Below are 21366 nucleotides of genomic sequence, written 5' to 3'. Positions count from 1 at the left end.
TTACCCTCAGTCGTAATTGATGTGCACAACTGTGTGCGCCGGCGCTGGACGCCGGATGGTGCATTCGAGCGGATTGCCTGGGTTCGCACCGAAGCGCTCGCCCCAGTAGCTCACGCCGAACCGGCGGCCTTGGCGCTGCCTGCCACCGGTGTGGAGCGTCCACATGAACTGTGCGTTCCAGGTGCCGAAGTGCGCCGAGCCAAAACGAGCACGCCCAAAGCGCGGGGCTCGATGTTCGGTGATCGTGGCGTTCGGGTAGCCCTGGCTTACGGCGATCTCAATGAAATATGCACGGCTCTGTCCGCCCACCTCGACCAACCGGCGACGCACCGCAATCCGTCGATCTTCAAACGCAGGATTGGGTCCCAGACATGGGTCAGGCAGGCCCATGATGGCCTCCCAGTCCGGCACCAGCTCACTGACACCGGCCGGATCCATCTCGTTGAGCAGATCCACAGCCCTGGCATCGAGGCGTGAAAACTCGACCGACACCCCTGACAACACCAGGTCAATTTCCGGTACCAGTTCCGGATCCCAGGCCGGGCCCCGGGGCAGCAGGCCACGAAGCTGCAGCCGGTACTGCTCGGCGGTGCGCGCTACAGCCATGTGATGCCCCCAAAGGTCAGTAGCTGATTGGCGCCGGCGGTGACGTTTGCTGCCGGCAGGGTCAAGCTGTTGTCGGTTTCCCCCGCCGCCCCGCTGATGGCTTCACGGATGTGGCTGATCAACAGAGTGCTCCCCAGCCCCGCCTCACGGTCGTGCAGGTCGATCAGGTTGGCCATGATCGCCGCGCGCACTGCCGTGGTGTCCGGCACCGGGTGGATGCTGTACGCCACTGGCACCCGTACAGGGGCCAGGACGTATAGCTCTGCTGTAACGGGTCGCAGCGGCTCGATGTAGGCCTTCACCTCGGCCAATTGCGAGGGGGTGGGTACCGGGTCCAGGTCTTCGTCACGCATGACGAACAAACCCACGGTGCCGGGGCCAAGGTAATTGCCTCGGCACCACGCCCTGGTCACACCCGGCACTTCAAGCGCCCAGGTTTCATAATCATCCGCCGAGCCGCCGTGCGGTATTACGCGATAGGACCTGACCACTCGCGCGCGTAGCGCCTCGACACTTTCTTCAGCGATGCCGCCGATCAGACCTGGTGTGAGCACGGTAAAGGCATTGGTCACGCCAGACACGGGCTGCACCAGGCTCAGAGATAGCCCGGCGTCTGCGTTGCCCAGCGTCCCAGCATCCACGGCGGCGATGGTGGCGGTGTTCAGCCCGGCGACTGTCGTTACGCCAGCAGTGACGCGATAGCTCCGACCATCACCGGCCTGAAGCACTACGTCAGCGTCGAGCAAGGCGCCAGCAGCCGCCTGGAAGCTGACAGAGCCTTCGGCGGATTGGGCGGGCTTACGGGGCTGGCCCAGGCGCAGCTGGGCGACTCGCTCCAGCGTCTCTTCATCGGCACGGTCGGGCAGGATTTGCTCGACGATCCAGTCGAGATAGCCGTACAGGCCGTAGGCAGTGCCGGCCAACGTACGGGCCAGCACTTGGGCGTCGGAGCGGCGCAGCGCATCGCTGGTCAGGTCGCTTTGAGTGCGATCGACCAGCACCGGCAACGATGGCGTTTCAAACGGCATAGATCACCTGCCAGGAAGGGGTGGGTTGGATTTCAAGCTTGGCGCCGGTGGTCAGCGTGAGCACGACGCCCAGGTTCAATCGGTTGATGTCGGCCCGGGCGCTGCTGATTGCAACGTCCAGGACCTGGCCGTCATCGATGAGCCAGCGAAGCGCCTCGGCGGCGTAGTACTCGGCATCTCGCTGGGTGGCGTCTGTGAGCTTCACGCGGCGCAGCAGCCACAGGCGGGAACCGATACGGTCATCGGTAGACACGGGGTAGCTGTCGCCCCACCAGCCGTACAGCTCGTCGTCGTCCACCGGATCGTCGGCTTCGGCCCGGCGCCAGGTGTACAGGCTGATCACCACGGCGCGAATCAGCGCGGCCTCGACAGTGCTCGGAATAATCATCATGCCCCCGGCGCGGGTGCACCGCTCTGGCCGCTACCCGGCTGTGTGCTGGTGTGAACGTGGCTGATTTGGCTGACGCCACCGGCCACCTGGTCGCCTTGCGACACGATCTTGCCCGACTGGGTGATGGTCGGCGTTTCGAAGTTCACCGCAACGCTGGCCTTGATGTTCAGCGTCTCGGTTTCGATGTCGATAACCCGGCCACGCTTGAAATGAATCCGGTCACCCTCGTCGGTGTAGATCGCCACTTCGCCAGGCTCCAACTCCTGGATGCGGTACCGGCGGTCAGAAGCAACCAGCACGACCGCGTGCGAGCGATCGCCACCAATGAAGGCTGTGAGCACTTCGGCGCCGGCCAGCGGGTTGCTGGTGAAGCCATAGGGCTCGAAGTGCTCGGCGTTGTCCTTCAGTTCGCCGGCGGTGAGTCGCATTTGAAGGGACTGCATTTTCTTCAGGGCATCGACGAGCACCACGGTGCCGCGGGCCAGCATGTTTTTCACGGTCATTGTTTTGGCTCGTAGTCCGCAGGGATCAGGTATTCGAAGTTGTCGGCCTTGCCGCCCTTCTTCAATTTGCGGTTCTTGTGCGGGTCGTGCGGTTCCGGCTCGTAACTGTCCGGCGGGCCAACTTCCATCTTCGTGATCATGCCGGCGTCGGTGAGCGTGTAAGTCACCCGGGCGATCAGCATCCACCGGTCAAAGCCGATGATCGGATCGATCACCCGTACCAGGGTGTTTTGCTTCCATAGCGCGCCGTTGGTTTGTCGCCAGCCCTGAACCGTGTAGGTGGTAGCCAGGGCTTTGCCCATGCGCGTCCCGCGCTCCCAATTGGCCCGGGCCTGGGCAAGCTCGTTGGTCATCTGGCCCGACTCTTGGATGATCAGCACACGCTTACGGGTCGTCCGATCATCGGTAAGCACCGCCGACACTTCTGCAGCCGCCTCCCCAAACTCATCGTCTGTGCCCGAGCGCTGGCCGAGCACCTGGTATTCGGAGAACACACCGGAGAAATCCAGCGGCGCGCCGCCGGTGAGGATGTTCTTGCCGACCTCCAAATGATCGAAAGCCCTCCCTTCACTGCCTGGCCGCGCCAGCACAGCCATTCCCCGCGCATCGTCGGTGGAGAACACCCGAAACAGTGTCAGCAAGCGGTCAATGGATTCGAAAGCGGTCTCGCCAGGCTCGATGGTGTGGTCCGACAGCTTGGCACCCTCGGGAATCTCGCTGCGCACGGATATCCCATAAGGCGCCGCCAGCGCCTTGACGATGGTCAGCACGCTTTGGTTGTTCCACTGCCCTGGCTTGTTCACGGCAGCGCAGTCCACCAGATCCGCCGTCAACGAACGCCCGCTGATGGTGGTGGTGATCTGTTCGTGGTCGTAACTGATAGGCGTGGAAAACACCCAGCCGGTCAGCACCAGGTCATCGCCGATACGTACCTGACACTTTGCGCCCTGCCGGATCGGCACCGCGACGTCCTGCCCCGGCCACTTCCAGGTGATGCTGAGCGTGAACGATCGGGCCTGATCCTCTAGTCCCGCGGTGATCTCCACCGATTTCCAGCCGGAATAGTCCAGACCGTCAACCGTGAGGCTGACGGTGTTTTGATCTTCAGCCATGGATTACCTCTGGGCGATTTTGATCGGCGCCGCCGGAATAAAGCCCGGGTGCCGGATGCGGTTTCGCTGCACCACCTCACTGGAGCGGGTGGCATCGCCGAACCGGCGGTACGCCAGCACTAAGGCAGACATCGTTTCAGGCGGTGTTATCTCAACCAGGCGCACGCCGGACTCGGCCACGGCGGTCAAGTGCTTGACCAGGGTCTGACGCAACGTGTTCAACACCACGTAATGCGCCGAGTCAGCTTTGAGCGAGGCCTGATAAATCGCCTCGTTGAGCCCATCGCGCAGCTCGATTACATCGTCGGCCACCGGCACCTCTTGGCGAACCAGCGGCAGAACCGCTTGCTGTTCGACCGAAGGCGTCGAGCCAGTCGCTACCGGCTGCGAGGCGATCGGCATTTCGCTCACGATGAGCGCGATTTGGACCAGGAGGGAGTCCTGCACCAGGTTGGCCGTGGCCTGTGACGCCGCCACCGCGTCCACGCCGCCGACCTGACTCACGGTGTTGATGCTGGACACCGCCTCGGTCTGCTGGGTGGTGATGGCCACCGCGTTGCGGTAGCTCGAACGGGTGTCCGAGAAGGCACTGTCCTGTAGCGAAAAATCCTTGAAGTAGCTGGAGAACAGTGACGACAGCGAGTCCGGCGCGTTTATCAGCGATTGCACGAAGCCCGACAGGTTGGTGAACACGCCCACGAACGGGGCGAACTGCTGCTGGATCACCGCGTACACATTGGACAGGCTGTTGCGCAACCTGATGAAGCCCAGGCGCGCCTGGTCGACCTTGGCCATGGCCGCCTTGTAGCGAGCCAAGGCCGAATCCAGCAGGCTGTCGGAAGCCTTGACCACCTGTTGCTGGCTGTTGACCTTGGCCGTGGGAAACGTCAGCGGCCTGTCTGGGTAGAACGTAAGGTCCAAGCTGACCATGCCGCCGGCGGTCAGCTCGTGAGACAGGTTACAGTCGCCGACCTTGACCTGCATCCGGCCCAACCAAGGGTGCACCAGTTCACCAGGCCCAGGGGTTTGCAACGCCTCCAGCAGCTTGTCGCGCCGCTCGAAGCAATCGTCGCCGATCACCCACGCCGTCATGGTGTGGACTTGGGCTTGCTTGCCGAGCTGTTCGAAGTAGGGATCATCCCGTTGGGGGTATTCGTGTAGCTGTCCCTTCTGGCCGACCGGAACCGACGCCCGAGGAATCAAGAAACTGATCCCTCGGAACGACGCTGGCAACAGTTGCTTGCGCCAATCACTTGCCATGCTCTACCCCTTCATGACGCCGACGGTACGGGTACCGACGTTGGGCTTGATGTTCAGCCCGGGTTGGTTGGTTTTCGGCTGTTCGATCGTCGTGCCCGGCGGTGCGCCGTTCAGGTTGATGTTGAGTTCGCCGTTGAGCTTTTGCCCGTTGGTGGCAGCGGTCTGCTGTAGGAGCTGGTTGTTGCTGATGCCGAAGGCCTGATTGTTCATCGCCTGGCGGGCGGCGGCGGATTGAGCGGCATCCGCGAACAGCAGCTCACCGGTACCTCCACCCGCGCCTGCGTTGCGTTTCTGCTGGGCTTCGGTGAAGGCGTTTACCTTGTCAGTGGCGGTCTGGATAATTCCTTCGCCACCCTCCCCGCCGCCGAACCACTTCATGATCGGCTCGATGATTGGCCGCAGCTTTTCCCACAGCTGCTGGAACCAGGCAGTGATCGGCCCCCAGTTATTGACGATCATCCCCAGCGGCGACCAATCGAACATGGTCTTTAGAAAGTCCATGGCCGGGGTGGACAAGGCCACCAGCAGGTTCCAGGTCGCGGCGAACAGATCAGTGAGTGGCCCCCAGTTCTCCATGATCAGAGATATAGGGGTCCAGTCAGCGAAGGACTTAAACAAGTCCCAGGCCTTGAGCACTGGACCCTGGATCACCTGCCAGACTCTCTCGAAGAATGGCGCCACGGTGGACCAGTTAGCGATCAGCAAACCAGCGGCAAGCGCAATGCCCTGCACAACGAGCCCAACGATGGATTTTTTTGTTACGCCATCGAAAAGCTTCATGGCGAACATGGCGGCAGTCACTGCAACGCGCAGCACACCGTAAGCCAGGCCCGCCGCCAGTACGCCCTTGATCAACCCAGGATGTTGCGCGGCGAGCGACGACAAGCCGGAAACCAGAGGACCGACCAACGTCATGAAGTCGTTGAATGGCGGCAGTAGCGCGGCTCCCACCTCAACACCTAATCGCGTGACCTTGTTGGTCAGAAGCTGCATGGAGTTGGCCGTGGTCTTGGACCGTGCGGCGAATTCCACCTCCATGGATCCGGCAAACTTTCCACCGGCTCCGACCGCGGAGAAGCTTTTCTTCAACAGGTCCAAGTTGGTGAGCAATGGCGCGATAGCAGACACCGACTCAGTGCCGAACAACTCAGTCAAAAGACCTGCCTGCTTGGCCGGGTCCACCTTGGCGATGCGCTCAAGAACATCCTCAATCGTGCCCTGGGCATCCTTCTGCATGCTCTTGGCAACTTGCTTCACATCCAGGCGCAGCGACTTGAAGGCCTGGGCCTGTTGCTTGGTGGCCGCCCCGCCCTTGGTCAGCGCCAGCATGAAGTTCTTCATGCCGGTAGCCGCAACTTCGCTGGGCACGCCCACACCCGCCAGGGTGGCGCCCATGGCGGCGATCTGGCCGGAGGCCAGACCAGCTATCGCACCAAGCGGGCCGATACGAGTGACGATGTCCGAGATCTGCGCTGCTGACGATGGCCCGATGTTGCTCAGGTAGTTGATCTTGTCAGCCAGGGCCACCACTTCGGGCTGGGTCAGTTTGAATGACGTCCGCCACTTCGCCATCATGTCGCCCGACTGGTCGGCGGTTTGGTCGAACGCGATGCCCATCTTCACCGCGTCTTCGGCGAACTGCTTTAGCTCGCCCGCAGCGAAACCGGCCTGGCCGCCCGCCGCAACAATGGCCGCAATACCAGTGGCCGCCATTGGCAGCCGTTCGGACATATCCAGGACATCCTGTCCCATTTGCTGGAACTGCTTCGGCGTATCGAAGTTGACGACCTTCCTCACGTCGGCCATGGCCGTTTCGAATTCCATCGCCGCTTTCGCGCCGGCAATGAACGGCGCGGCAAACGCTCCGCCCTGGACCAGATCCTTAAAGCCAATATTGCCCAGGCCCGAGCTGTTCATTTGCTTGCGGAAACCCGCAACGTTTTTGCGAATGCCCGCCAGCGTCGGCGACAGCTTGTCGACGCCGGTGATCAACGCCTTGAGCTGGAACTTGTCCGCCATCACTGCACCTGCTGGGCTGCGTTAATTCGTTGGGCGTGCTCTAGGGATTCGCGGAGCACATCCAGTGGCCTGGCCATCATCTGTTCGGGGTCAACCTTCCAGAACCAGGCCAGGTCATAGGCGGCTGCAATCAGGTCGCCGATGGCTGCGACGCCGCACTCATGAAAAAACCGGCAACGGCCCAACTCAGGGCATTCAGGTCGGACAGGTCCAACTGGTTCACCGACGACGGGGGAATGCCGGCGCAGACCGCGATGTATTTCGCGGCAACGTCCATGTCCAGACTGACCTCCTCGTTTTTGTCGATCTTGTAGGGCAGCGCCTTGATAGCCCGGACTTCCTGCACGGTGGGCCGGCGCAGGTTGAGCTCAGTCATGGGTTCACCGTGGGCCTCGATCGCGACTTGAAGTTTTTGAACATGACTCATTGCCAGCTCCCTTTGATGCCGTCGAATTGCAGCTCAATGGTGCCGTCATCGCCTTTCGACGACGGCTCGTCTACCAGGTAAGCACCGGCCAGGACGTAGACCGTCCCGTTGCTGAACTCGCAAGTGATGGTCATGTCGCGACCGGTTGTGAGAGCCTTTATCGGAAAATTCGGCGTGTGGATCGCCGTCATTTTCAGGTAAGCCGCCAGCTCTTCCTCTTTGAAAAAGCCGGGGTAGATTGTTTCGCGCTTCTTATCCATAAGCGGCGCTTCCGCGCCACCGGTGATAGTCAGCTGTTCGCCGTCCACCTTTACGTAAACGGTGCCCGCTACTTTTTGACCCATGGTCTGTGTCTCCAGAATGAAAAAGCCCGCACTGGGCGGGCTGGGTGTCGTGGGTCGGGGTTACGCCGCTTCGTCGTACTGCAAACGGAACTGGTTGAGCAGCGCGAAGACGCGCAGGCCGTTGATGTAGTCCGGCGGGAACAGCACGTTGACCCGGCTCGGATCCTGCGTGTCGCGCTCCACCACCAGGTGCTGCGCGAACAGCTCGGCATTCTCCACGTGCCCTTCCAGCTCGAGCTTGGCGTATTGCGCGATCAGCTCACCACGGATGACCGCCGGGGTGACGATCGGCTGGCCGGCGCCGAACGCGGTGCCATCGCTCGCCAGCTTGTGGCGACCGTACTTGCTCGTGATCACGCTGCGCATCCGGCGAATGATGAACGCCGACTGGTGCATGGTCTCGCTGTCCAGGTAGGAGTTATCCGCCTGGCCGAAGGGGTTTTTCTGGTAGGTGGTGATCGAGCGCTGAATGCGCACGTAACCGCCCTCGTAATACGCCGTGGCGATGCCGTAGGTCAGCAAGGACTGGCGCTCGGTCAGGGTGAACCGCTCACTGGCCGGCGCTGGGTCCAGGCCAGGCAGGCTACCGCTCTGGGTAGGCCGGCTGGCATCCGCCGAGATGAACACCGCCGTACGCCCAGCCAATGCGGCCGCCTGCACCCACACCGGCTGCGGCACACCCGTCTCGACGGCCTGGATGGTGACGTGCTGGTCGTTGCGCGCCTGGCCTGCCGCTACCAGCGTGCCGATGGTGCCGCGCTTGGCACTGTAGACATGACCGAACAATTGTTTGGCCCAGGACCAGCGCCCGGTGTTGTCGTCCATCGTGTCCTTCCAGACATTCAGGCTGGTGGTGTCCGACCATGGCATGCAGATGAACTCGAACGGTTCATCGCCGAGGGCCGCCGCCGCGTCCACCTGGTCCGGCACACCGACACCACCAGTCATAACCGTGGTGACCACGGTCAAGCCCGCCGGGGTCGTCTCGCCGTTGGACTTGCCCAGGCGGTTCATGGCCACGGAGATATCGTTGCCGCTTTCACCGGTCCACTTGCAAGTCAGCGTCACCACACCAGCCACCGCAGCGGCAGTTACCGACAAGTCCGGCGTGGCATTGATCTTCACCGCCAGGGCAGCAGCGGCGACCGTAGGGGTTGCCGCCGAAGGAACGACGGATTGAACCCGGGCGCCGCCGACGTACAGGTTCAACAGGCCGGCCTCGGTGGCGGCGCCCGTGATGGTAACGGTGGCCGTCGCCGCGGCGCCGGTATCGTTCTGCAATGGCAGGCACCAAATTTCCCCGATGGGATCAGCCTTGCGCCAGGTTTCGTACATCGCGGCGAGCATCGAGCCCTGACCGCCGATTTCTTTGGCCAGCGCCACGCTGGACACTAGGACCAGTTGGCCGATGCTTTCGCTGGTCGCGTTGTCGTTAACCTGGCCGACGATCAAGCGGCGCATGGCCGACGATGCGCTGTTGGCCGCCGAGTTATCCATCTCCGCATAGAACAACGGCACACGGATATCGACCGGGATGTTGCTGAATCCGATAGCCATTATTGCGCTTCCTCGGCTTTCGCCGGCGTGCCGGCCTTGGTGGATGGGGCCTTATCGGCTTTGAGGGTCACGTCGCCATCGGCCTGGCGACGGCGCCACCAAGCGTTGTCCGGCACCTCCCGGCCCTCCTTGGGCAACAGGTCGCCGGCCTCCGGGTCGGGCACAGAACGGCCAGAGGCCGGCACCACAGTGATGCGATTGGTCATGGTGTTACGTCTCCAGTGAATTGCGCTTCGATGCGCCCGTCCGGGCCGGGTCGTTTCAGGTTCGGGTCTGCAGGGTCGATGCAGTCCATGTTGATGTTCGCGCCGGTGAAGCCCGGCAGGCCGTCTAGCTCGTATTCCTGCCACGTCTCGGCGGGGTCGCTCGACCGGTTGCGGCCGAGTTGGAACTCCGAGAAGAAGGTGAACTGATAGACGACACGGGCGCGGCTGATATGCAGTAACGCGCCCTTGCCGTATTCGATGCGGGTGTACTCCGGCCCAGGCTTCCAACCGACCAGCGACAGCCACAACTCGGCACGGATGTCGTGAAGCTGGTCGTTGTCCTCTTGCCCGCGCTCGTCGGATGTAGCCAGGACTATCACCACGTTGAACTGGTCGGTTATGTCCTGGATGACCATGTTCTGCGCCTTGCTCGGTGTGGCGGCGTCTGCTGTGGCGATGACGTAGGCAGCCGGCAGGGCAAGCTGGGCGCTATCGACGACGGCATCCCAGTCGATGCCGCCTGCTACTCGATCGGCAAAGGTGGGGCACGTCTCCCGAAGATGGGCAACGATGGGGTTCAGTTTCATGCGTGGTCCCGTTGGGGCAGCGATCAGCCCAGGGCGGCGGCGAATGCTGCCGAGAGAATCGATTGAACCTGTGAGGCCGAATCCTGCAGGGCGTCGGCCATGTAGTTGTCGCGGGGCTTAATGCGCCATTCGCCCGCGGCGCGCTCCGCGACCAGGCGAGCCCGAACACCAGCGGCGCGCCTATTCTTCCGGCCCTTCCCCTTGCCCGGCGCAAGCTTGCCGGGCCTGCGCCCTTGCTTGACGCCGTAGTGCAGGTAAGCCGGGTAGAACTCTTCCATTGCCGAAGTTTTCGTCGGGGAGATCCGCACCAGGAATCCCGAGCGGGAAACCTTGAAGGTGACCGATTCGACCGTCGCGCCGGTTCGGTTGACCGGGTATCCATCTTGGCCCTTGCCCAGCACCAGGTTCATCTGGGCGCGCTGCGTGACGAGCAGGCCGACCTTTCGCATGCCGGCGCGGATCTGGCGTTTGTCGAAGGCGTCGCGCTCGAAGTTGTCGAAACCCTCGACGTGCAGGTATCCGTCGATCGAGGCGGAGTTAGACATAAATTCCCCCTCCTGGCTGGAGCAGACCGAGCTCTTCGACTTCAAGCACGACGAATCTGCCTCGCCCGTTCATATCGAAGCCGCGCTTCACTCGGTACAGCGTCCCTTGGTGGACAACCTCATAGGCGGTCGTGATCCCGGTTCGATAGCGCAGAAAAACACGGTGGGTAATCTTGTTGTCGGTTTGCGCGCTGTCGGTGTAGACAGCCGATCCAACCGGTTCAATCTTCGCCCAGCGTGGGTTTAGCTCTGAAAACAGAGAATCCAGACCCATGTCAGGTGCTGGCACATCGGCGCGACGGCGAAGCGTTACGTGCTTGTTGAGCTCGCCAGCTCCGGGCTCGCGGTAAGCCATTCAAACCCCCATCGAAACTCTATCGGGCTGCAATAATGAGCGCGAGCCGTGGGGAAGCTCCGTGACAGAAGAGGTATTGATTCCTGTCACAGCGTCCTCCCGGTTCGCCCAGAGGTGGCCGAGGGTGAGCAGGCAGGCCGCGACGATGGATTTGTTTATGACCATCCCGCGGGCCACAGCGGTGCAATCTCGCAATGCCTCGGAAAACACGAACTGTGCGTCAGTAAGAGCTGCGCAGCGGTCATCCCAGTTTTCTACCGTTTCCGCTGCCGTGACAGCCAAGTCGTATGCCGTGCGAGCAGCGAGACGCGCGGCCGGAACTTCGGCGATGGCCTCGGCCAATGCAGCAGCGTCTGCATAAAACCGGCGCTGCAAGAACTTCTGGGCGGCGCTTTCAGCACTATCAAGCTTCGACTGAACGTCTTCGACATCCTCGGATTCCGCCCGAAGGTGCTTCATTGCTAGATCGATGCTGATCACGCTCATGATTACTCGGCCTTCTTCTTGGTGCCTGGTTTGGGCGTCGATTTGTTATCAGGGTCCGACGATTTTTTGTTTTCAACCTCTTCGGCCTGTTTCACGTCGTAATCCTCGACGAGGCCGAGACGGTGCAACTCAGCCGCCCGAAACTCATCAGCAGTGATTTCGGATCCTCGCTTGGCATATACATGGCCATTGAGGAAGCCCTTTTTGGTTGTCAGTTGAATCTCTGGCATGGCAAATCGCGCCCAGTCGCCCGGGCGCGCTCCTGATCAGTGAGAGGAAGAGAATTGCGATTACGGCGTAGGGTCTTCGAACTCGCCGTGCACGAACGATTCAGGACGGTACACCGCCAGAGCCAGGCGCTCCTCGGCGCGGATGGTGACCATGTTGGTGCGGAAGTTGTCGCCGTCTTCAGTCGAGACCTCAACAGCGGCGTCTTCACGGTCAAACACCTGGGCCGCGATGTTCATTGCGCCTACCAGGAACTCGCCTTCAGGGACCGCGTTGCTGTCCACCACCGGCAGCTTCCACAGGCGCTGAACGCCGCCTTCCTGCACGTTGACCCAGATGTAAGAACCGGTGCTGTCCTTGGTCAGCTCGATGTCCGCCCAATCCACCGGGTTCAGGGCGATTGCCGAGGCTCGGTATTCAGCGACACGCACCTGCAGGATCGCGCGACGCAGGGTATCGATTTTGGTGTCGCCGGCTTTGCGCAGCGCCTCGTTGAAGGCAGTGGCTTGCGGAATCAGGCCCAGCAGGTTCTGACCGGTGCCGTCGCCCGCCAGGATCTGCTCCTCTTCCTTGTACTTCAGGCCGTAGATTGCTCGGCCGTTGATATAGCTTTGCAGGAGGGGGATGTCCGACAGCACCTGCTTCGACGCCCGGAACCAGTGAGCGATGGTCTTGACCGTGGTGGTAACCATGCCGAACGACAGGTCAGACTGTGCTTTCGTAGCACCTTCACCGGCCTGCGGAGCGGCCATGTTCTGGAAACCAGTTTCCTGCACGAACTCGACTGCGTTCGAACCAGTGCGCCCCGGCATGATCAGGTCACGGATCGTGAACTGACGCTCAGGATCCGTGATGATCCCAGCAACGCGAGTCGGCTGAATGCCAACGCCGACACCGCCAGTGCCAGTGGTGGCGCTGGTGATATTGGTAACAGCCTTCAAATTCAGGCGAGCAATACCGCGGCCTTTTGTGGTCAGAGCCTGGTAGTCGTCCGATTCGGACAACTGTTCGCCGACAGACTTCTGCTCACTCGGATCGTTCGCAGCGAAGCGGCGCGCCAGCTTTTGCTCGATGTCCTGGAAGCGATCCTGAAGGGACAGGCCGTCCTTCACCAGACCATCCAGAATGGTCTTGGTCTCCGCCAGGATGGTGCCGTGCTCTTTGATTTCCTTGTTGGCTTTCTCGGCGAAAGCCTTGATTTCCTGGTCGCGCTGGTCAAGCAGATCATTCACTGCTTTCAGTTGGATCTTGTCGTCTGCATGTTCCTTGCGCTGCATCTGACGGTTTTCGGCGCGAGCCTGGTTGCTCATGGCGTTATGCATGGTGGATCCTCAAAACGAAGGGAGGGACAGTGCGGGGCGCGACTTCAGCGCCTCGACGACTTCAATTGCTGCCAGGTCGCCCGCGGACTCGCTCCGGAGCAGATGCTGCAATCCGCGATTGGCAATCACTGCGGACTGAGTTTTCGAGAAGCCTGCCTCGCGCAGGAGCAGCTCAAATTCAGGAAGTGAAGGTAGGCCGCCGTGGGCCAGCTTCGATTTGATGGTGTCGGTTCGGGCCTCGTCGTTCGCCGGCACGGTCACAATCGAAATTTCCACCAAGTCGAGCTTGGTCAACGTGCGAACCCGCGTCTTCTCGTCGAACTTGGAATCGCGCACGTAGTACCCGATCGACAAGCCAGTGATAGAGCGCGACTGCATTCCACGAAAAGCGATGCGGGCATAAGGTGCGTCCGCCAGCCATAGATCCCCGGAACCGAACAGGCCGCGGTCATCCTCTTTCAGGCTTTCGATATCCCAACTGCCGATCGGCTCGCCAGTGCGGTGCTGCCACAACACCGGGAACGTCCGGCTTTTAGCCTTGGCGTCAGCGATGGACTCTAGGAAAGCCCCCGGCGCCACCACCTCGTTGTAGCTGTCGACCACGCCAAACACGGATCCATAGCCAGAAAAAAGGCCGTCATCGCTGACAGCCTTCACGTCGTAGTCAAATGAGCGGTACTTAACCGCCAGGGACTGGTCCTTATGTCTCATTCCTGGTTCCCCTTGGGTTTGTCGTTGAGCCAGTCCAAGAGTGCCGAGCGCGCTTGCTGCGCATCGCCCGAGCCTTCGCCAAGCTTGTCGATTGGCAACATGTTGGATTGCACTGTTAGCTGGTCGGCGTTGCCACCCTTTGGCGCTAGGTTCTCCTTGATCCTGCATTCGTCGCGGGTGTAGATGCCGTTTTGCGTCATGGAGCTATAGAAGGCAGCCCGAGCTGCACTGTCGGCCCGTAACAAGCCTTCAGGATTGAACTTGGCGTAGAAGCGCCGGCGTTCATCCGGACGAAGCAGGCGCCGGTTGATGCTCTGCTCGATGCGCTTCATCCATGGCAACAGGGTGAAGCTCAGGAAGCCGATCATCTGCTGCTCCATGCCGGTTCCCCAGCTGGTGCTGTTCTGCGTGTGCCCAACCATCCAGGGCGGAACGCGGAACCAGCGGCAGATTTCCTCAACGTTGAAGGCCCGCGTCTGAAGCATCTGGGCGTCTTCAGGTGTCATCGACACCTGCTGGTACTTCATGCCCGCTTCCAACACCATGGTTTTTCCGGTGTTGACGGCGCCAGCGAATTTGGCGGCCATGTCTTCGCGAATGTCTTCTCGCTGGGCCTTGTTCAGGATCTGATCCGTGGAAAGCACACCGCCGAGTTTCATGCCATTGGCGAACATCTTGCTCGCCGATTCATCAGCCGCCATCGCTGCGCCGAACACATTGCGCCCCATGGCTAGAGGGCTCAGGCCGCAAAGTGGATCGGTACCGAAACCGCGGGTGTGCATCATCTGTTCGTCCAGCAGCGTGTGCGGCTTGCCTTCGCTGTCCGTGAAGCGGTATTCGATCGCCCCGCTACTGGTGCGCCTCGGCGGCGACACCGATTGCGGCAGCAAGAACTCCAACGAAGAAAGTTCACGCCCCACCAGGTGGGGTTCATTGAAGCTGTTGCCGCTCAACAATAGGCTGGCCACAACGCATTCCCAGAACTCCACCGGCGTTTGGTCAGCGTTCGGCTGGATACTGATTACACGATGAACTGGGTGCGATGAGGCTACGGTTGGCACACCGTTCTTATCTTCATAGAGCGCAATTGGCAGCGTCGCTAAGGTTTCAGCAATGAGCCGAACACAGGCCCACACCGTGGACAGCTGCAACGCGGTTTGCTGGCTGACCGTTTTGCCAGATGCGGAGTCCGTCCCGTAGAAACCGTTCCAGAAAGCAGCATCGCCCAGGCCGATTCGCCGCCCCACCCAGCCTGCAAGCGATGACTTCACGATTCCAGGCTCCGCCGATTTAAACAGCGCCTGTCGAAGCACAGACTTCAAGGGCTTATTCACTGGTCAGCCCCTTTCGAATAAAGCCGGCGGCGAGCAGGAACGCCACGCCGCCAGCAATAAGGGACCACCCCATACCGGCAAGAACGAACACTCCGCCAACCATCAAGCAGAACCCGGCCACGGCCGCCAGCAGAAATATGAGGAGGCCTGTATTCATGGTGATTCCTGTTATCCAACGATGATTGGGCTTGAGAAAAAGTCGCTGATGTTGCCTTCGTTGTTACCGGCCAAAATGAGCACCCTGCCGATCGCCATGATCAAGGCGACGGCGCCGTCGATTTTGTTGTCTTCGCCTTGCTTGATGGGCCTAACCACGTCGTCGTTGCCCGGAAGGAACTTGCCGATGACGTTGGCGATACACCAGGTCATGATGGGATTCCCGTCGTGGTGGAACCGGCCGGCGGTAATCGCCGCCTCCAGTTCCTTCATCGGGTCGCTCATGTTGGTGTAGTTCTGGGTGATGGTTACGGGGTTGAGCCCTTCGTCATCTAGGTCGTGAGAAAGCCCGGTCGCCCCGTGGGGGTCGATTGGGCATTCCCGGACAGGCGCCAGATGATTCGCCTCTTTGGCTTCGGCAAGAATCTCGCGGTAATCCACCTCGGCGCCGTCGGTCGTGAGCAGGTGCCCGGTGTTGATCCAGGCTTGGAACCGCTCAGCCATTCGCCTGTTGTCGGTGTCGTTGGCTGTATCCTCGGGCACCCAGAACTTAGGCGCGATCGAGTAGTAATGCGTCTTGCCGTCGATGACGCGCCAGAACAAACGAGCCATGGAGTTCATATCAAGCTTGCGCGCCAGGTCGAAGCCCAGGATGCATTCCTGCCCCTCGAACATCTCCAGGGTCAGCGTTTTGTCTTCACATGACCGCCACGTTTCGACGTTGAAGAAGCCCGCCTTTGCGCTCACCCACAGGTTGAGGTGCTTAGTTTTGAACGTGTTGGTGAATCTCGCCGAGCGAATTGCGCGGGCCAACTGGCTTTCCAAGTATTCCTGGAACACCGAGACGCCCATGCATGGGTTGGCCTTGGCAAGGTTCTTCGGGTCGGTCCAATCGTCGCCTTCATCCAGGGTCCAGATGTAGCCGAACAACTCCGGGTCGGGCACCGTGCCGTTGAGCATTTCCAGAACTTGCCGGCGCTTGTCATAGCAAGGCCCTTCGATATTCGCGCCGGCGGTGGTGATGATGAACATCAGCGGCTGCCGACGTGCACCCATCCCGGTCAACATCGTGTCGTATTGGGCGGCGCTGTCGTGCTCGTGAAACTCGTCGATGATCGCGCAGGATGGCGACGCACCGTCGCCCGGGTTGCCAATCAACGGCTCGAAGCGACTGCAATCCGACGGTATGTTCATGTTCGAGGCGTTGACCTCGATACCGGCCGCCTCGATCAACATCGGTGAGCGCATGACCATCAAGCGCGCCGGGCGGAACACCTCCCAGGCTTGCTTCTCGGTGGTCGCACCGGAATAGACTTCGGCGCCGAACTCGTTGTCGGCAACGAACATGCCGATGCCCACGCCGGCGGCGATGACACTCTTTCCGTTCTTCCGAGGGACTTCCCAATAGCTTTCCCGGAACCGCCGATAGCCACCCTTCTTCTTTACCCACCCGAACGTGCACGCCAGGCCGAACAACTGCCACGGCTCCAGCGTGATTAGCTGCCGCTTAAACGCCCATTCGCCTTTGGTGTGAGGCAAAAGCTGCATGAGCTTTAGCTTTTTCTCGGCTTTCTTCGGGTCGAACTTGTACGGAAACGACTTGAGCCGGCTCGCGGCAACGTCGTCGAAGTGCCTCTGAATCGATTGGTGGATGTATCGGCAAGCCGGGAACTTACCTTTCAAAACGGTTCTTGCCCAAGCCATCGCCTTGTCGACGTTGGGGTGGGCAGTCTTGGCCATCAGCTACTCAATAATTTGGCGAACTCGTTGGTTGAGGTTTGCTTGTTTCCGCCAATGATTCGGGTACGGCTGGAAGGATCCAGGCCGAGCAACGACCCGAACGTAACCAATTGGCGCATGGATTCGTTCGCGGCAGTGAGCGCCGGGTTCTTCATGGGGCTGCCCTGGGCAGACTCGACAACAATCCCGAACTTCTGGACGGCTTCTTCAGCCATCCGCCACTTGTCATAGGCGGTGCAAAACGCCTCGACGTTGTGTAGATCGGTGAGCGCGACGACGTGCTCACGGAGCAATTCCGGGATCAACATCCGCCACATCGTGGCCGCGCGATCGCTCAGCCATTCCGGCGGGTCGATATCCGTCACCGTTGAAAACTGCGGCTCTGCCGTGTTCAGCGCACGCTTGCCGGGATTTCCGGCGAGTGCTTTTTTGGCCGTTGGCTTGGGTTTGCGACCACGGCCGGCGACCGTGGCAGTGCCCCCCATCGCGCAACTCCTGATTTTTTAATTTCGCGGTCGTGAAAGAAAGGCTGGGCGGACGGTCTAGAAGGCAAAAGCCCTGGACTTTTGCCCCTCCCCCCTCCCCATGGATGGGAATTTCTCTCATTTAGGCCATTTTCCGGGCACTTTGCACGGTCAGCCCCTCGGGTTGCCCCATCCGCCGTCCTCACGGGCCGTCTTGCGGCTGTGGCAGCTATGGCACAGCGACTGCCAGTTGTTTCGATTCCAGAAGATCGCCGCGTCACCCTTGTGGGGAATGATGTGGTCAACCTCAGTGGCAGCGACCACCTCTCCTTGTCGCTCATGCTCAGCACACAGTGAGTAGCGAGCCAGGAAGCCCTTGCTCGCCTTCTGCCACTTGTACGTGTAGAGGCGCTGTGTGCTGCTCTCCCGAGGCTTGGCTCGCGCAGCACTCTTCAACAAGTGAGCATGCTCATCGCAGTACCTGGCGTTACGCGTGAGCGTGTTGCAACCCTGGGCGTTGCACGGCTTCTTTGGCCTTAGAGGCATGGCGAGCCATCCATGTAAGTCAGTGGCAGTGCATCTGGATCTTCTGGCTCATCGGCCATTGCCTGGATCAACATCAATTGTTGGTCGGCCATCCGTTGCAGCAGGGCGGTCTGCTTGACCTGCTCCGCCAGTGCCTGGGCCAGCAGGCTTTCCAAGGAGTTGGGCTGCTCGCTCATATGCAAGCCTCTTCATTTTAATGATCCATTCGCGCCGGGCGGCGCATCCACTACAATTCGGCACTTTCCGCTCCGTACGAGTAGCCCACCTAAGGCAAAAAACTGATGACTCAAACACTAAACCGTCCGAGCTGGTTATCCGTAACAGTGGGCGCTTTCCTGATAACTGCAGCATCGTCCCTAGTCACCGTCTCTCTGAATTACGGAAAACAGGAAGCCGCTCTTGCTTCCATCTCTGCAAAAAATGATGAGATGAACAGAGAGCGAGAAAAGAAAGACCTTGAGATCAAGGAGCTACGTCAAGCTTTCGCAAACCAACAACTCCAGTTGCAAAATACGATGGCAAAGGTTCAGGCATTGCGAAATGACAGGTGTGCTCCCATTGCACTAGAAGTCTCGAACTTGATGAGTTCCATCAAGTATCCCTATGCGGGCGGCTTCGCCAGCGAACAGATTGAGCAACTACAGCGGGGTTTAGATGGTTATCAAAAAACCCTCCAAGCTTGCTACGCGTCTCCTCTTTAGGCGCTTTGCTACCTGCTCTGACTGCGCTTGTTCTGGGGTCCACCACGACCATAGCCCCACGACTCACCACCCGATGCATCAGCGAGTGATATGTCCTTGCGAACGCCTACAGGTGTGAGGAGACCGAAACGAAAGGCCCTGCGGACACAGGGATTGACTAGGTCGAAGGACTAAGCGATCGGAACCTGACTCAAATCATGGATCCAATATGAAATAGGTGATATGAAAAAGGTGTGGCAATAAGCCACTTACTCACATGGTGTTGAAATGGTCTGGAAGAGCGACGACAACAAAAAGTACCGCGGGAAGATTGATCGAGTTTTCGTTTCCCTGACTGAATCATGGGAGGTCGAGTACTACATCGACCATTACCTAAAGACCCGTGGACGCGATTTGACTGATGATAATCGGAGCAAGGTAGCTCACAAGCTTGAGGGCTCCCCTGGTCGGGCTCCGCACAAGCGCGATGACCTCAACGCTTGGCTTGATAAAGAATGGGGGCTAAAAGCCAAGTAACGGTAAGTTCCATTTGCGGCCTTTCTGCTGCACCGCGACACAATTTGCTGAGCCGCGAAACGTGTCGCGATTTTATGGGCCCTGCCGTTCCAGGGCCTCGTTAACCTTGTCAGCTGCCTTTCCGGCGGTCTCGGCGGCTTCTGTCGCCTTGCCTGCGGCACCTTCCACCTTCACCGCTGCCTCGGTGGCGCTCTGGGCCAACTTGTTCAAGCGCATGTCACGCTGCTTGGTTGCCTCGTCATACCCGCGTCGCACCTCGGCGACCTGGGCGGTGTACCAACTGGCCATTGACCACTGAGCAGCTTGAAAGCCCAAGACGGAACCGCCGGCTACCAGAAGGATCGCGATGACCCATATCTCGGCTCGGCGCCACCATCGGCGGGCGATGAACTCCATAGCGCATCTGTCCATCAGTTGACACCCCCAAGCTGGGCCCGCAAACGCGCAATCTCAGCGCTCTGCGTGGTCACCTTGTCAGTGAGCTGGGCGATCTGACTGGTGAGGGCCTCGACCTTCCCTTCCATCCTGCCAACCGCGGCGGCAAGCTCGTTGCGCTCTTTGGCGAACTGGTCTGCTCGGGCCTCAGCAGCGTTTGCCCGGGCGCGCTCAGTGTCGAGCAGTTCGTTCAACCGGCGAACAGTGCCGATGTCGGCGTTATCCATCGCCCTGTCAGTTGCGTCCTTGGACAGGAATTTTCTCAACCAGAGAAAGCCGCCCAGCAAAACGGTTCCAGTCCCGCCCAGCCAGGTAGCCGTGCCCGGGCCGAGGTCGGTAGGATCCATCACAGCTCCGAAATAAAAAGAGGCCTGCACGGCCTGGGCAAAACCCGAAAACGAATAAGCCCCGGCAGGTGCCGGGGCTTATTTACTAAACATTGAACGATCGATCAGATCAATTTGGATTTGGCGCCCCTAGGGAGAATCCGCTAACGGAGTCGAGACTACCTCTCCAGAGCACTCCCTCACCATTCGTTGGAATAAGGGTCGCACCACTGATGTATCTGGCGTCCTTCAAATGAATGAACTCATCGTGAATTTTTTCCGCACCTGGTTGCCCCCAAGCCGCGAAGCCTGCTCGAACATTTTCGTTCGGGCCTCCTGGAAATGCTTCAGAGAAAGAGTTGGCAAACGCTTCGATGTAAGAATTAGCGGAAACCAACGTTCCGGTAATCACACCACCTGCGACAACAAGCGTTATCCCGAACGTGACCTTGTGACCATTTACGATTGCGTTGAGGCTTTTCAAGAAAGGGTCTTGCATGGCTTACATCCTTTTAGGCGACATTATTGGCCACCACTTTGCCAGCACATCCTCCTTCAATCAATCCCTACAAATTAATACGTCGGAAACTAAAAAGCCCATCTCGTAGATGGGCTTTGCTCGCGTAAAAACCGCAATACAACGTGAAAGCTAAAAGTCTAAACCGATTCCCACAAGCTTTCTCCGCGCCTCAAATTGCATCATCGCTGCTTACTTCACGAGCTCGCAATCTTCAAACATAGGAGTTTTTACGACATCACCTTTACCAGTGCAAATGACCTTGACGGTGGCGCCCTTCTTCAACGTTGCCATAACGGCCAAGTCAGATTTTTCAAACTTAAACTGCGGCCCCATGAACTGGTTCGTGCCGGCCAGTACCAGGTAAGGCTTTCCGAGGAAGTCCGTATTGATGTCGGTAATCCGGCCGGTCACCTGAACGCGTTTATCCTTGAACTGGACGTCTGCTGCAACGGTGTTGTCCTCGTAACTCGACGCTACTTGTGCGGCGGTGTAGGCCTTAAGAGGCTCGGCAGGAGCAGTTGCAGCAACAGGGGCTGGTAACGACGCTGATGGCTTGGAAATCTGAGCACTGCCGTTGTTGCTTGACGTCGAGAACGGTGCCCCAGCAGCAACGAGAATGGACAGTACAAGCCAGCCGAACCCGATGATTCGGGCGAGAAGCGAATGCCCGTTCCGCAGCAGAAACCATACGAAGACAAAGGGCAGGAACAAAATTCCAAGCCCGAGAAGAAAACCAACATTGCGTTTAGTTTGCGCGGTCACTGCAGTCATATCGCTCTCCGTGGCGATCAGTAGGGGGAGCATTTTGTGCGCAGCGACATCAAAATGCTACCAGCGCATAGAAGAAGCCTCTAAAGCATTGAGAATGCAAACCTGGCAATCGCCCAGCGTTCTTGACTAGCTTCCACCGGTCTCGAATAAACAAGAAGGCTTTTCGCTCT

General features: G+C 59.7%; 29 protein-coding genes. 1 reads left to right on the top strand and 28 read right to left on the bottom strand.

Features of this window, described 5'->3' with window-relative positions; all coding sequences use genetic code 11:
- Positions 1 to 6 precede the first annotated feature (6 nt).
- The 24 genes from KGA89_RS26280 to KGA89_RS26165 form a co-directional block, all read right to left on the bottom strand.
- Entirely contained in the window at positions 7 to 606 is a 600-nt protein-coding gene (locus KGA89_RS26280; RefSeq protein WP_223472899.1) for a YmfQ family protein, read from the bottom strand.
- Positions 597 to 1634 carry a baseplate J/gp47 family protein gene (locus tag KGA89_RS26275; RefSeq protein WP_223472898.1) on the bottom strand — a complete coding sequence of 346 codons (1038 nt, stop codon included), beginning with the start codon at positions 1632 to 1634 and terminating at the stop codon, positions 597 to 599. The genes KGA89_RS26280 and KGA89_RS26275 overlap by 10 nt, the downstream gene beginning before the upstream one ends.
- Entirely contained in the window at positions 1624 to 2022 is a 399-nt protein-coding gene (locus KGA89_RS26270; protein WP_223472954.1) for a phage GP46 family protein, read from the bottom strand. The genes KGA89_RS26275 and KGA89_RS26270 overlap by 11 nt, the downstream gene beginning before the upstream one ends.
- Entirely contained in the window at positions 2022 to 2528 is a 507-nt protein-coding gene (locus tag KGA89_RS26265) for a phage baseplate assembly protein V (protein WP_223472897.1), read from the bottom strand. Before KGA89_RS26265 ends, KGA89_RS26270 begins: the two co-directional genes overlap by 1 nt.
- Positions 2525 to 3640, bottom strand: a complete 1116-nt coding sequence (locus KGA89_RS26260; protein ID WP_223472896.1) for a phage baseplate assembly protein — start codon at positions 3638 to 3640, stop codon at positions 2525 to 2527. The genes KGA89_RS26265 and KGA89_RS26260 overlap by 4 nt, the downstream gene beginning before the upstream one ends.
- Before the next feature lie 3 nt (positions 3641 to 3643).
- A complete protein-coding gene (locus KGA89_RS26255) occupies positions 3644 to 4900 on the bottom strand; it encodes a DNA circularization protein (protein WP_223472895.1) in 1257 nt (418 codons plus the stop codon).
- A gap of 3 nt (positions 4901 to 4903) precedes the next feature.
- Positions 4904 to 6919 carry a phage tail tape measure protein gene (locus tag KGA89_RS26250; protein WP_223472894.1) on the bottom strand — a complete coding sequence of 672 codons (2016 nt, stop codon included), beginning with the start codon at positions 6917 to 6919 and terminating at the stop codon, positions 4904 to 4906.
- A gap of 130 nt (positions 6920 to 7049) precedes the next feature.
- Positions 7050 to 7346: a phage tail assembly protein gene (locus KGA89_RS26245; protein WP_223472893.1), complete on the bottom strand. Its 297-nt coding sequence runs from the start codon at positions 7344 to 7346 to the stop codon at positions 7050 to 7052.
- Entirely contained in the window at positions 7343 to 7690 is a 348-nt protein-coding gene (locus KGA89_RS26240; protein ID WP_223472892.1) for a phage tail tube protein, read from the bottom strand. Before KGA89_RS26240 ends, KGA89_RS26245 begins: the two co-directional genes overlap by 4 nt.
- A gap of 60 nt (positions 7691 to 7750) precedes the next feature.
- Positions 7751 to 9247 (bottom strand): phage tail sheath subtilisin-like domain-containing protein, encoded by a 1497-nt coding sequence (locus tag KGA89_RS26235; protein ID WP_223472891.1) that lies wholly within the window; start codon positions 9245 to 9247, stop codon positions 7751 to 7753.
- The gene (locus KGA89_RS26230) at positions 9247 to 9453 is read right to left on the bottom strand and encodes a DUF2635 domain-containing protein (RefSeq protein ID WP_223472890.1); all 207 of its coding nucleotides are present in this window, start codon (positions 9451 to 9453) and stop codon (positions 9247 to 9249) included. Before KGA89_RS26230 ends, KGA89_RS26235 begins: the two co-directional genes overlap by 1 nt.
- Positions 9450 to 10040 (bottom strand): hypothetical protein, encoded by a 591-nt coding sequence (locus KGA89_RS26225; RefSeq protein WP_223472889.1) that lies wholly within the window; start codon positions 10038 to 10040, stop codon positions 9450 to 9452. Before KGA89_RS26225 ends, KGA89_RS26230 begins: the two co-directional genes overlap by 4 nt.
- Positions 10041 to 10063: 23 nt before the next feature.
- Positions 10064 to 10585 carry a hypothetical protein gene (locus KGA89_RS26220; protein ID WP_223472888.1) on the bottom strand — a complete coding sequence of 174 codons (522 nt, stop codon included), beginning with the start codon at positions 10583 to 10585 and terminating at the stop codon, positions 10064 to 10066.
- Complete coding sequence (locus KGA89_RS26215) at positions 10578 to 10940, bottom strand: phage head closure protein (RefSeq protein WP_223472887.1); 363 nt, start codon at positions 10938 to 10940, stop codon at positions 10578 to 10580. The genes KGA89_RS26220 and KGA89_RS26215 overlap by 8 nt, the downstream gene beginning before the upstream one ends.
- On the bottom strand, positions 10941 to 11426 hold the full coding sequence (locus KGA89_RS26210) for a head-tail connector protein (RefSeq protein ID WP_223472886.1): 486 nt from the start codon (positions 11424 to 11426) through the stop codon (positions 10941 to 10943).
- 2 nt (positions 11427 to 11428) lie between these two features.
- The gene (locus KGA89_RS26205) at positions 11429 to 11656 is read right to left on the bottom strand and encodes a hypothetical protein (RefSeq protein WP_223472885.1); all 228 of its coding nucleotides are present in this window, start codon (positions 11654 to 11656) and stop codon (positions 11429 to 11431) included.
- 60 nt (positions 11657 to 11716) lie between these two features.
- The gene (locus KGA89_RS26200; RefSeq protein ID WP_223472884.1) at positions 11717 to 12976 is read right to left on the bottom strand and encodes a phage major capsid protein; all 1260 of its coding nucleotides are present in this window, start codon (positions 12974 to 12976) and stop codon (positions 11717 to 11719) included.
- Between the two features lie 9 nt (positions 12977 to 12985).
- Positions 12986 to 13687, bottom strand: a complete 702-nt coding sequence (locus tag KGA89_RS26195; protein WP_223472883.1) for an HK97 family phage prohead protease — start codon at positions 13685 to 13687, stop codon at positions 12986 to 12988.
- Positions 13684 to 15021 carry a phage portal protein gene (locus KGA89_RS26190; RefSeq protein WP_223472882.1) on the bottom strand — a complete coding sequence of 446 codons (1338 nt, stop codon included), beginning with the start codon at positions 15019 to 15021 and terminating at the stop codon, positions 13684 to 13686. The genes KGA89_RS26195 and KGA89_RS26190 overlap by 4 nt, the downstream gene beginning before the upstream one ends.
- Positions 15014 to 15178, bottom strand: a complete 165-nt coding sequence (locus KGA89_RS26185; RefSeq protein ID WP_223472881.1) for a hypothetical protein — start codon at positions 15176 to 15178, stop codon at positions 15014 to 15016. Before KGA89_RS26185 ends, KGA89_RS26190 begins: the two co-directional genes overlap by 8 nt.
- Before the next feature lie 11 nt (positions 15179 to 15189).
- Entirely contained in the window at positions 15190 to 16917 is a 1728-nt protein-coding gene (locus KGA89_RS26180; RefSeq protein ID WP_223472880.1) for a terminase large subunit, read from the bottom strand.
- Positions 16917 to 17402: a phage terminase small subunit P27 family gene (locus KGA89_RS26175; RefSeq protein WP_223472879.1), complete on the bottom strand. Its 486-nt coding sequence runs from the start codon at positions 17400 to 17402 to the stop codon at positions 16917 to 16919. The genes KGA89_RS26180 and KGA89_RS26175 overlap by 1 nt, the downstream gene beginning before the upstream one ends.
- 150 nt (positions 17403 to 17552) lie before the next feature.
- Positions 17553 to 17927, bottom strand: coding sequence for an HNH endonuclease (locus tag KGA89_RS26170; RefSeq protein ID WP_223472878.1), 375 nt, complete (start codon positions 17925 to 17927; stop codon positions 17553 to 17555).
- Positions 17918 to 18103: a hypothetical protein gene (locus tag KGA89_RS26165; RefSeq protein ID WP_223472877.1), complete on the bottom strand. Its 186-nt coding sequence runs from the start codon at positions 18101 to 18103 to the stop codon at positions 17918 to 17920. Before KGA89_RS26165 ends, KGA89_RS26170 begins: the two co-directional genes overlap by 10 nt.
- Positions 18104 to 18208: 105 nt before the next feature.
- Here KGA89_RS26165 and KGA89_RS26160 point away from each other — a divergent pair, with 105 nt between their 5' ends.
- Complete coding sequence (locus KGA89_RS26160) at positions 18209 to 18628, top strand: hypothetical protein (protein WP_223472876.1); 420 nt, start codon at positions 18209 to 18211, stop codon at positions 18626 to 18628.
- Positions 18629 to 19216: 588 nt separating this feature from the next.
- Here the strand turns inward: KGA89_RS26160 and KGA89_RS26155 are convergent.
- The 4 genes from KGA89_RS26155 to KGA89_RS26140 form a co-directional block, all read right to left on the bottom strand.
- Positions 19217 to 19555 carry a hypothetical protein gene (locus tag KGA89_RS26155; protein WP_223472875.1) on the bottom strand — a complete coding sequence of 113 codons (339 nt, stop codon included), beginning with the start codon at positions 19553 to 19555 and terminating at the stop codon, positions 19217 to 19219.
- Complete coding sequence (locus tag KGA89_RS26150) at positions 19555 to 19926, bottom strand: DUF3450 domain-containing protein (RefSeq protein ID WP_223472874.1); 372 nt, start codon at positions 19924 to 19926, stop codon at positions 19555 to 19557. Before KGA89_RS26150 ends, KGA89_RS26155 begins: the two co-directional genes overlap by 1 nt.
- Positions 19927 to 20035: 109 nt before the next feature.
- Positions 20036 to 20404: a hypothetical protein gene (locus tag KGA89_RS26145; RefSeq protein WP_223472873.1), complete on the bottom strand. Its 369-nt coding sequence runs from the start codon at positions 20402 to 20404 to the stop codon at positions 20036 to 20038.
- Positions 20405 to 20614: 210 nt separating this feature from the next.
- Positions 20615 to 21196 (bottom strand): OB-fold putative lipoprotein, encoded by a 582-nt coding sequence (locus KGA89_RS26140; protein WP_223472872.1) that lies wholly within the window; start codon positions 21194 to 21196, stop codon positions 20615 to 20617.
- Positions 21197 to 21366 lie beyond the last annotated feature (170 nt).

The organism is Pseudomonas sp. A-RE-22, assembly GCF_019956035.1.
GTDB classification, from domain to species: Bacteria; Pseudomonadota; Gammaproteobacteria; order Pseudomonadales; family Pseudomonadaceae; genus Aquipseudomonas; species Aquipseudomonas brassicacearum.
The sequence above is the reverse complement of the archived record's forward strand: the minus strand, read 5'-3'. Positions and strand labels throughout refer to the sequence as shown.